Raw genomic sequence first — 9,819 nt, 5'->3', positions numbered from 1 at the left:
GGGGGGGGGGGGGCGCCCCCGGGGGCGGGGGGGGCTGCTCTGCGGCGCGGCCGCCACCCCCGGACGGCAGTGGCCGGCCGGGGAACGTGTCCCGGCCGGCCACTGCCGTGCGGAGCCCCGGCCCGCGGCCGGGGAGGACCGTCAGATGCGACGGTCGCGGTCGGTCACGTCGCCGTCCACGTCGATCTGCTCCTTGCGGACGTCGGCGTTGACCGTCTCGGTGTCGGTGACCGTCTCGGTGTCCAGGCGCACGCGCTCGACGGGGACGGCCTCCTTCTCCACGACCGGGCGCTCGGCGTGCAGGGTGACCTCGTGCTCCTCCTCGGAGATGGCGGGGCCGTCCATGGCGTTGCCGATGTTGGCGTCGGTGACCGGCTCACGCTCGACGCGGACCTCCTCGCGGGAGACCGGCACGGTCTCGCTCACGTTCTCGGTCACCACGTACTTGCGCAGCCGGGCCCGGCCGACCTCCTCGGTGCGGGTGCCGACGTTGACCTGCTCCTCGGAGCGCGTCATGGCGTTGTCCGTGGTGGGACCCGAGGTGTCGTGGCCCACGGCGGGGCGGGTGTCGACGCCGGCGGTGCCGGTCAGGTCGCGGTCCCGGTCGGTCAGGTCGCGGTCCCGGTCGGTCAGGTCGCGGTCCCGGTCGGTCATGCCGGTGGTCGCCATGCCGGTGGTCGACTCCGTGCCGGTCATGGTGCCGGTGGTCGTGCCGGTCATGGTGCCGGTGGTCGTGTCGGTGCGACCCGTGGTCGTGTCGGTGCGACCGGTCACCCCGGAGCTGGTCCCGAGGTTGTAGTACCGGTAGAGCTCCTCCTCCTCCTGCGGGGAGAGGTGCCCGTCGGTGTCGATCTTCGGCGCGTCCTTCACGGCGCTCTTGCTCACCGGGACACGCAGCCCGTCGTCGGTCAGGTCCGCGTCCCGGATCGGGACGAAGGACTCCTTGGTGCCGAACAGGCCGGTGCGCACGGTCACCCACTCGGGCTGGCCGGTCTCGTCGTCGAGGTACACCTCGGAGGCCGACCCGATCTTCTCGCCGGACTGGTCGTAGACGTCCTTGCCGATCACGCGGCTGATGGTCTCGGTACCGATCATCGTCGTTCGTCGCTCCCATCTGAGCACGGGCTGTCACGGTCATGGCATGGGTGACCGCGAGAGTCGGACCGAAACGGGACCGGGTCCACGACACGCCCGGCTCGCGAACGCCCGTCCTCCCCCAGGGGGCGGTCGTCGCCCCACCCCGGCCCGTCCTCCCAGGTCAGACGCGAGACGGTCGTGCACAACCGATCGCCGCAACGCGTCCTGCGAACCGGTCACTCTGGGCAACCGCCGTACCGCCGGGCGTGTCATGTCGGCTGTCGCCTCGGCGCGTCGCCGCCGTCCCCGGGGGTCCGCCTGCTCATCCTGGACGGCGTGCCTCCCCGCTCGCCGTACGACGACCTGGTCCACCCACGCACCGTCAAGAAGCCGACCCCGCAGGTCGAGGCGACCCGGGACGTCGTCGTGGAGGACCCCAGCAGCGGGTTCGTCGGCGCCGTCGTGCGCTGCGAGAAGGACGTCGTCCACCTCGAGGACCGGTTCGGGAAGGTGCGCGCCTACCCCCTGGGGCCCGGGTTCTGGGTCGACGGCCGACCGGTCGTCCTGGTCCGCCCCCGGCAGGCCGCCCCGTCGGGCCCGCAGCGCAGCGCCTCCGGCTCGACCTACGTCGCCGGCGCGCGCGCCCGGGTCGCCCGCGAGGGCCGCATCTACGTCGAGGGCAAGCACGACGCCGAACTCGTGGAGAAGGTCTGGGGTCACGACCTGCGGATCGAGGGCGTCGTCGTGGAGCCGCTGCACGGCGTCGACGACCTGCCGGCCATCGTGCGGGAGTTCCGGCCCTCCCCGGGACGGCGTCTGGGCGTGCTGGTCGACCACCTGGTGACCGGCTCCAAGGAGTCCCGCATCGCCGGCCAGGTGACCGGCGCGCACGCGCTGGTCGTGGGACACCCGTTCGTCGACATCTGGCAGGCGGTCAAGCCGGGGGTCGTCGGCATCGAGGCGTGGCCCACGGTCCCCAGGGGGGAGCCGTGGAAGGAGGGCGTCTGCAGGCGGCTGGGCTGGGAGGACGACACCGGGTACGTGTGGGCGCAGCGGATCCTCGCACGGGTGCGCACCTGGACCGACCTGGAGCCGGCGCTGATCGGCCGGGTCGAGGAGCTCATCGACTTCGTCACCACCGACTGAGCGACGTCCCCACCGTCGGCCGGGTGGGGGCGTCGTCGTGCCCACGTCGCGGCAGCCCGCCGGCTGACGGAGTGGGCCCGTCGGGCTCAGGCCCCCGGACCCACTCCGTCGGCGTCACTGCGGGACGTAGTCGAACGTGTCCGGGTCGGGCCCGGTGCGCTCGCCACGGTCGAGGCCGGTGAGGGCGGCCATCGCCGAGTCGTCGAGCTCGAAGTCGAACAGTCCGAAGTTCTCCTCCACCCGGGCGCGGGTGACCGACTTCGGGAAGACGACGTCACCACGCTGGACGTGCCAGCGCAGCACCACCTGGGCCGGCGTGCGACCGAGCTGCTCGGCGATCGTGGTGATCGCCGGGTCGTCGAGCACCTTGCCCTGCGCGATGGGCGACCAGGCCTCGGTCACGATCTCGTGCTCGGCGTTGAACGCCCGCAGGTCGTCCTGCGCGAGGTAGGGGTGGACCTCGATCTGGTTGACCGCCGGGCGGACCCCGGTCTCCGCGAAGAGCCGGCGCAGGTGGTGGGCGTTGAAGTTCGAGACGCCGATCGCCCGGCAGCGCCCACCCGCGTAGATCTCCTCCATCGCCTTCCACGTCTCGACGTAGTCGACGTCGATGCTCGGCAGCGGCCAGTGGACGAGGAACAGGTCGAGGTGGTCGGTGCCCAGCTCCGCCAGCGTCTGGTCGAAGGCGCGCAGGGCGTCGTCGCGCCGGTGGTATGCGTTGCTCAGCTTGCTGGTGATGAAGACCTCGTCGCGGTCGACGCCGGAACGGCGGATGCCCTCCCCGACGCCCTTCTCGTTGCGGTACATCTCGGCGGTGTCGATGTGCCGGTAGCCGACCTCGAGTGCGGTGGCGACGGCGTCGGCGGTCCCCTCGGGCGGGACCTGGTAGACGCCGAACCCCAGCTGGGGGATCTCGACACCGTTGTTGAGCCGGATCATGGGCACGGTTGCCACAGGTGCTTCCTCTCGGGGGTCGGGGCGCCGCGCGCGACCGGACAGCGCGCAGCCTGCCGGGACGGGGGCTACCCGGCGGCCTCCCGCTCAACCGGGACGCTCCCGGTCCGTGGCAGCCCACCGGCCGGACGGCGGAGGAACGGCACCCCGGCGAGGGTCAGCACCACCGCCCCGGCGGCGGCCAGCGCCGGGACGGCGAAGGCGTCCTCGGCGCCCCAGGCGTCGACGGCCGCACCGGCCAGCGCGGCGCCCGCGGTGACCCCGAGCGTCAGCCCGGTGGTGGTCCACGACAGCGCCTCGGTGAGCGCCGCCCGGGGTACGCGCGACTCCACCAGCGAGGTGCCGGAGACCAGCACCGGCGCGATCGTCAGCCCGGCGAGGAAGCCGACACCCACCAGCACGACCACGGAACCGACGCCCCACAACAGCTGGGCGGCCAGCCCGAAGGCGACGGCGGTGACGAGGAACCGGCTGGTCAGCGTGCCGGGCAGGCGGACGACGCCGTAGACCAGGCCCGCGACGAGGCTGCCGCCGGCGAACACCGCGAGCGCCACCCCGGCCAGCGCCGGGACGCCCTCGGCGTCGGCGAAGCCCACGACCACGACGTCGAGCGCACCGAAGACCACGCCGACGGCCACGTAGGCGGCCGCGACGACGAGCACGGTGGCATTGAGCGCCGCCCACCGGCGGGCGGGGACGGCCGGGTCGGGTTCGTGCAGCGCGGGCTCGGTGCCGCGCTGAGCGGCCAGCCAGAAGCCGCCGAGGGTGCCGAGCACGATGCCGGTGAGGAAGCCCGCCGGCGGGGCCACCAGCGTGGCCAGCAGCGTGACCAGCGGCGGGCCGACGACGAAGACCACCTCGTCGACCACCGCCTCGAGGGCGAAGGCGGTCTGCCGGGGACCGGCGTCCTCCAGCGCCGCCACCCAGCGGGCCCGGACCAGCGAGCCGATGTTCGGCCCCGCGGCACCGCACAGGGCGGCGAGCACGAACCACGACCAGCGCGGCGCCCCGGCGGTGACGCCGGCGACGAACGCCACCCCGGAGAGCAGGTAGACCGTCATGGCCCGGCGCAGGACGACGCCCTGGCCGCGCCGGTCCATCGCCCGGGCCCACTGGGGGCTGGCGATGGAGAAGCTGAGGGCCAGCGTGCCGGAGACCGCGCCCGCGAGGCCGTAGCTGCCGGTCTCACCGGCGACGAGCAGGACGGCGCCGAGGCCGAGCATCGGGATGGGCAGGCGGGCGACCCACCCGGCGAAGGAGAAGGCCACCGACCCGGGGACGGCGAACAGGCGGGCGTAGGGGCTGAACACGGTGCGGGGCGACACGGGACTCTCGCGCTTCCTGGCCACGAGCGAGTGCGGGGCTGCCCGCTGGTCTCTCGGGTGGCCCGCCGACGGTAGCAACGGCCCCGGACGCCGCGCCGCCGGTTTCCGGGCGGCGGACGGCCGCGTGTCGCCGTCGCGCTGCATGAACGTTCATGCACTCTGTGTGAGCGACCGCACACGCGGACGCCCCGCCTCTCGAAGGAGACCCGTGTCCGCGACCTCCCGACCGCGCCTGGTGTGCGCCCTGGCACTCGCCCTCGCCGTCCTGCTCGCCCCCGGTACCGCCGCGGCCGGGGGCGGTGACGACGCGGCGTCCGCGGAGGACGGCGGCGGCGGGGCGGCCGGCACCGGGGACTTCGCGGTCGTCGTCAACGGCCGCACCACCGATCCCGCCGCCGGCCGGGAGGCCCGGCTGCGCGACGTGACGCCCACCGGTCCGATCGCCGTCCGTGGCCGGCACGTCACCTTCACCATCGACCCCGCGACGCTGGGGGTGTACCGGTACACCCTCACCGGTGCCCCTGACGCCCAGCGCATGGTCACCGCCCCGACCGTCGTCTTCGCCTCGAAGGTGCCGCAGCTGACCGCGGCCCAGCTGCGCGGCGTGCGGATCAGCGAGCTGCGGCTGCGCGACGGCGTCCTGGTCGCGGAGTTCGCCACCGCCGCCGGCAAGCTGAAGGTGCAGGCCAAGGACGCCCCGCAGGGCGGCATCTTCCAGATGGAGCAGGAGTTCGGCGGGCCGGTCGAGTACGTCCACACCCTCGGCGCGACGCTCTTCTACTTCGTCAACGAGTTCACCGGGAAGGTGAACTTCGGCGACGGCGTCTCCGGCGACGCCACGCACCAGATGCTGCTCGGCAAGGACAGCCCGCAGGTGGCCACGAAGCTGTACCAGGACGGGACGACGACCCGCTGGTCGGTGGCCTCGGGTGGCCGCATGGGCGGCGTGCTCGGCGAGGACGCGATCGAGCTGTCGGCCGGCGCGACGGACTGCACCAGCGACTGCCAGGCCCGCAACCGCATCCGCGGCTCGGTGCCGGTGCCCCCGGAGCCGGTGGCGCCCACGCCCATCGGCTGACCGAGCACACACCCCGACGGGGGCGGCCGGAGCTCCGGTCGCCCCCGTCGCGTGTCCGGGGGACGGCGCGCTGTCGTGGTCCGCCACTACATTCGGGGGCGTGACCTCGACGAGCCCGCTGCCGGACCCGGTCGTGCGCCGCCCTGACCCCCTGCCGGGCACCGGCGGCCTGGTCGACCGGCACGGCCGGGTGGCCACCGACCTGCGGGTGTCCCTGACCGACCGCTGCAACCTGCGCTGCACCTACTGCATGCCGCCCGAGGGGCTGGACTGGCTGCCCAAGGTCGAGGTGCTGACCGACGAGGAGGTCGGCCGGCTGGTCCGCATCGGGGTGGAGCAGCTGGGCGTCCGCGAGGTGCGCTTCACCGGCGGTGAACCGCTGCTGCGCCCCGGCCTGGTCGGCATCGTCGCGGCCGCCACGGCGCTCCACCCGCGCCCCGAGGTCAGCCTCACCACCAACGCGATCGGCCTGAGCCGCGTGGCGCCCGCGCTGGCCGAGGCCGGGCTGGACCGCATCAACGTCAGCCTCGACACCCTCGACCGCGACAGGTTCAAGCAGCTCACCCACCGCGACCGGCTCGACGACGTCCTCGCCGGCCTGGCCGCCGCCCGCGACGCCGGGTTGACGCCGGTGAAGGTCAACGCCGTCCTGCTGCACGGGATGAACGAGGAGGACGCCGTCCCGCTGCTGGACTTCTGCCTGGAGCAGGGCTACCAGCTGCGCTTCATCGAGCAGATGCCGCTCGACGCCCACCACGCCTGGACCCGCGGCCGGATGGTCACCGCCGAGGACATCCTCGAGCGGCTGTCGGCGGCGCACACCCTCACCCCGGACACCGAGGAGCGCGGCTCGGCCCCCGCCGAGCGCTGGCTGGTCGACGGCGGCCCGGCGACCGTCGGCGTGATCGCCTCGGTGACCCGCTCGTTCTGTGGTACGTGCGACCGCACCCGGCTCACCGCCGACGGCCAGGTCCGCAACTGCCTGTTCGCCCGCGAGGAGTCCGACCTGCGGACGCCGATGCGGGAGGGCGCCACCGACGAGGAGCTGGCCGACCGCTGGCGGATCGCCACACTGTCCAAGCTCCCCGGCCACGGCATCGACGACCCCAGCTTCCTGCAGCCGTCCCGGCCGATGTCGGCGATCGGCGGCTGACCATGAGCCTCCCCGGCAGCCCCGCGCACGTCACGGTGCGCTACTTCGCCGGCGCCCGCGCAGCCGCCGGCGTGGACACCGAGAGCCGCACCGCCACCACCCTCGAGGAGCTGGTCGGCCAGATCGTCGAGGCCCACGGCGAGCGGCTGGAGCGGGTGCTCACCGCCTGCAGTTTCCTCGTCGACGGAACGCAGACGCGGGACCGTGCGTTGGTGCTGGAACCCGGGGCGGTCGTCGACGTGCTGCCCCCGTTCGCCGGAGGATGATCCCGCCCTCGTGAAGGCGCTGCCTCACCATCGCCCCACCCCTGCACCCCTGCTGACCGAGCGCGGACCCGCGCGCCGGCGCACCCCCGCCGCCCGATGACCGAGTGGTTGCTCGTCGGCGTCGGGATCCTGCTGATCGCCGCCTGCGCCGCGTTCGTCGCCTTCGAGTTCGCGCTGGTCACCGTCGACCGCGCCACCGTGGAACGGGAGACGGAGGCCGGCCGGCCCCGGGCCGCCGGCGTCCTGACCGCGATGCAGACGCTCTCCACCCAGCTGTCGGGCGCACAACTGGGCATCACGGTCACCAACCTGGCCATCGGCTTCGTCGCCGAGCCCTCCATCGCGGCGCTCCTGCAGGGGCCGCTGGCCTCGGTGGGGCTCTCCGGCCCGGCCGCGCGCTCGGTGTCCATCACGCTGGCCCTCGTCCTCGCGACCGCGCTGACGATGGTCTTCGGCGAACTGGTGCCCAAGAACCTGGCCATCTCCGCGCCGCTGGGCGTGGCGAAGCGGGTCGCGGGCTTCCAGCGCGGCTTCACCCGGGCCACCGCCCTGGTCATCCGGCTGCTCAACGGCTGGGCCAACGCGATCCTGCGCCGGCTGTTCGGCGTCGAGCCGCAGGAGGAGCTGGCCTCGGCCCGCTCCCCGGAGGAGCTCACCTCGCTGGTCCGCCGCTCGCGGACCGTGGGCACGCTGCCGGCCGGGACGGCGACCCTGCTCGAGCGCGGGCTGGCCTTCGGTGAGCTGCGTGCCAGCGACGTCGCCACCCCGCGGATCCGGATGACCACCGTGGAGGTCAGCGCCCCCGTCGCCGCCGTCCTCGCCACCGCCCGCGAGTCCGGCCACTCGCGCTTCCCCGTGGTCTCGGGGGCCGGTGCCGACGACGTCGTCGGGATGGTCCACGTGAAACACGCGCTCGCGGTTCCCCGCGAGCAGCGGGGGGACGTTCCCGTGGAGCGGGTGATGGTGCCGCCGCGGTTCGTCCCGACGTCCCGGCAGCTCGACGACCTGCTGGTCGACCTCCGCCGCGGCGGCCTGCAGATGGCCGTCGTCGTCGACGAGTACGGCGGCACCGACGGCGTCGTGACCGTCGAGGACCTGGTGGAGGAACTGGTGGGGGCGGTGTCCGACGAGCACGACGACGAGGACGGGCAGGACGTCGTCGAGCGCGGTGCCGGCACCTGGTCGGTGTCGGGGCTGCTGCGCCCCGACGAGGTCAGCGCACTCACCGGTCTGGCGGTCCCCGCCGACCGGCACTACGAGACGATCGGTGGCCTCGTGCTGCACCACCTGGGCCGGATCCCCGAACCGGGGGACCGCGTGACCGCCCTCCGGCAGCTGCCGCCCGAGCTGGCCGGCGAGGCCGAGGGGCACCCCGGCGGCGTGTGGGTCGAGGTGGAGAGCCTCGACGGCACCCGCGTGGACCGGGCGCTGGTCGGCGCGCTCACCGCCGAGGACGAAGAGGCCACCGGTGCCTGACTGGGCCGGGGTGGCCGTGGCCGTGGTCCTGCTGCTGGCCAACGCCTTCTTCGTGGGCGCGGAGTTCGCGCTGATCTCGGCGCGACGCTCGTCGATCGAGCCGCTGGCCGAGGCCGGGTCCCGTCGCGCCCGCACCACGCTGGGGGCGATGGAGCGGGTCTCGCTCATGATGGCCGGGGCGCAGCTGGGCATCACCGTCTGCTCGCTGGGCCTGGGCGCCATCGGCGAGCCGGCCGTCGCCCACCTGCTGGAACCGGCGTTCGAGGCCCTGCGCGTGCCCGAGGCGCTGGTCCACCCGATCTCGTTCGCCCTCGCCCTCACCGTCGTGGTGGCGCTGCACGTGGTGATCGGCGAGATGGTGCCGAAGAACCTGGCGCTGGCCGGGCCGGACCGCGCCGCGCTGGTGCTGGCGCCGCCGCTGTCGGCCGTGGTCACCGTGCTCAAGCCGGTGATCGTCGCCCTCAACGCCCTGGCCAACGGCGTCCTGCGGCTGCTGCGCGTGGACCCCAAGGAGGAGGTCACCAGCTCGTTCACCCGTGATGAGGTGGCCGGCCTGCTCGACCAGTCCCGCGCCGGCGGGCTGCTCGACAAGCGGGAGCACGACCTGCTCACCGGCGCGCTGACGCTCGAGGACCGCGACATCCGGTCGGTCCTGATCCCCCGCGGCCAGCTCACCACCGTGCGCCCGGACGACGGCGCCCTGGCCGTCGAGCGCGCCGCCGCACGCACCGGCTTCTCCCGCTTCCCGGTGGTCCGTGACGGCGAGTTCACCGGCTACGTCCACGTGAAGGACGTGCTCGTGGCCGACGGGGAGCCCGACGTGCTGGTCTCCGACATCACCCGCCCGCTCCCCCGCGTGCCCGGCACCGGCGACCTGCGCACGACGCTGCAGACCATGCAGGCCGACGGCGCGCAGTTCGCCGCGGTGACGCAGGACGGCGCGGTCCTCGGCGTCGTCGCGCTGGAGGACATCCTCGAGGAGCTGGTCGGCGAGATCCGCGACACGGTGCACCGGTGATGCCGCGCACGAGGGCGCTGCGCCCCAGGTCACGACGCCCGACAATGGGCGCATGAGCATCTGGGGCAGGGCCAAGGCGAAGGCCGAGGAGCTCATCGGCCGGGCCGAGGAGGTGTACGGGGAGTCGCACGGCGACGCCGCGGCGCAGGTCGCCGGCGAGGCGCGGCGGCTGGAGGCCGAGGCGGAGGAGGAGGCCGAGCTCGGCGGCGAGGCCGGCCGCCGTCCGCCGCAGGACGACGACGGGGTGCCCGCACGACACTGAGCGCGGCCGTCACACCGGCCGACGACCGCCGGTCGGTGCGCGACGGGGGACGGCGGACGACATG

At 74.2% G+C, this 9,819-nt stretch carries 10 protein-coding genes; 7 read left to right on the top strand and 3 right to left on the bottom strand.

Annotated elements, in window-relative coordinates; translation table 11 throughout:
• Positions 1 to 141: 141 nt before the first annotated feature.
• Positions 142 to 1,095: a DUF2382 domain-containing protein gene (locus ACI78V_RS17555; protein WP_456853033.1), complete on the bottom strand. Its 954-nt coding sequence runs from the start codon at positions 1,093 to 1,095 to the stop codon at positions 142 to 144.
• Between the two features lie 318 nt (positions 1,096 to 1,413).
• On the opposite strand from ACI78V_RS17555, the gene ACI78V_RS17550 reads away from it, so the two are divergent.
• On the top strand, positions 1,414 to 2,223 hold the full coding sequence (locus ACI78V_RS17550) for a DUF3097 domain-containing protein (RefSeq protein WP_456853031.1): 810 nt from the start codon (positions 1,414 to 1,416) through the stop codon (positions 2,221 to 2,223).
• A gap of 114 nt (positions 2,224 to 2,337) precedes the next feature.
• On the opposite strand, the gene ACI78V_RS17545 is transcribed toward ACI78V_RS17550, so the two are convergent.
• Positions 2,338 to 3,177, bottom strand: coding sequence for an aldo/keto reductase (locus ACI78V_RS17545; RefSeq protein WP_456853029.1), 840 nt, complete (start codon positions 3,175 to 3,177; stop codon positions 2,338 to 2,340).
• 68 nt (positions 3,178 to 3,245) lie between these two features.
• Positions 3,246 to 4,502, bottom strand: a complete 1,257-nt coding sequence (locus ACI78V_RS17540) for an MFS transporter (protein WP_456853027.1) — start codon at positions 4,500 to 4,502, stop codon at positions 3,246 to 3,248.
• Between the two features lie 208 nt (positions 4,503 to 4,710).
• On the opposite strand from ACI78V_RS17540, the gene ACI78V_RS17535 reads away from it, so the two are divergent.
• From ACI78V_RS17535 to ACI78V_RS17510, 6 genes are all read left to right on the top strand, one after another.
• Positions 4,711 to 5,580, top strand: a complete 870-nt coding sequence (locus ACI78V_RS17535; protein WP_456853025.1) for a hypothetical protein — start codon at positions 4,711 to 4,713, stop codon at positions 5,578 to 5,580.
• Between the two features lie 100 nt (positions 5,581 to 5,680).
• Positions 5,681 to 6,733: a GTP 3',8-cyclase MoaA gene (moaA, locus tag ACI78V_RS17530; protein WP_456853023.1), complete on the top strand. Its 1,053-nt coding sequence runs from the start codon at positions 5,681 to 5,683 to the stop codon at positions 6,731 to 6,733.
• A 2-nt stretch (positions 6,734 to 6,735) separates the two neighbouring features.
• Entirely contained in the window at positions 6,736 to 6,999 is a 264-nt protein-coding gene (locus tag ACI78V_RS17525; RefSeq protein WP_456853021.1) for a MoaD/ThiS family protein, read from the top strand.
• Between the two features lie 96 nt (positions 7,000 to 7,095).
• Positions 7,096 to 8,475, top strand: a complete 1,380-nt coding sequence (locus ACI78V_RS17520; protein WP_456853019.1) for a hemolysin family protein — start codon at positions 7,096 to 7,098, stop codon at positions 8,473 to 8,475.
• Positions 8,468 to 9,493 (top strand): hemolysin family protein, encoded by a 1,026-nt coding sequence (locus ACI78V_RS17515; protein ID WP_456853017.1) that lies wholly within the window; start codon positions 8,468 to 8,470, stop codon positions 9,491 to 9,493. Before ACI78V_RS17520 ends, ACI78V_RS17515 begins: the two co-directional genes overlap by 8 nt.
• Positions 9,494 to 9,545: 52 nt before the next feature.
• A complete protein-coding gene (locus tag ACI78V_RS17510; protein WP_456853015.1) occupies positions 9,546 to 9,755 on the top strand; it encodes a hypothetical protein in 210 nt (69 codons plus the stop codon).
• Positions 9,756 to 9,819 lie beyond the last annotated feature (64 nt).

This window comes from Geodermatophilus sp. SYSU D00742, assembly GCF_054049935.1.
Note: the sequence above shows the minus strand (reverse complement) of the source record. Positions and strands in the feature narration are given on the sequence as shown.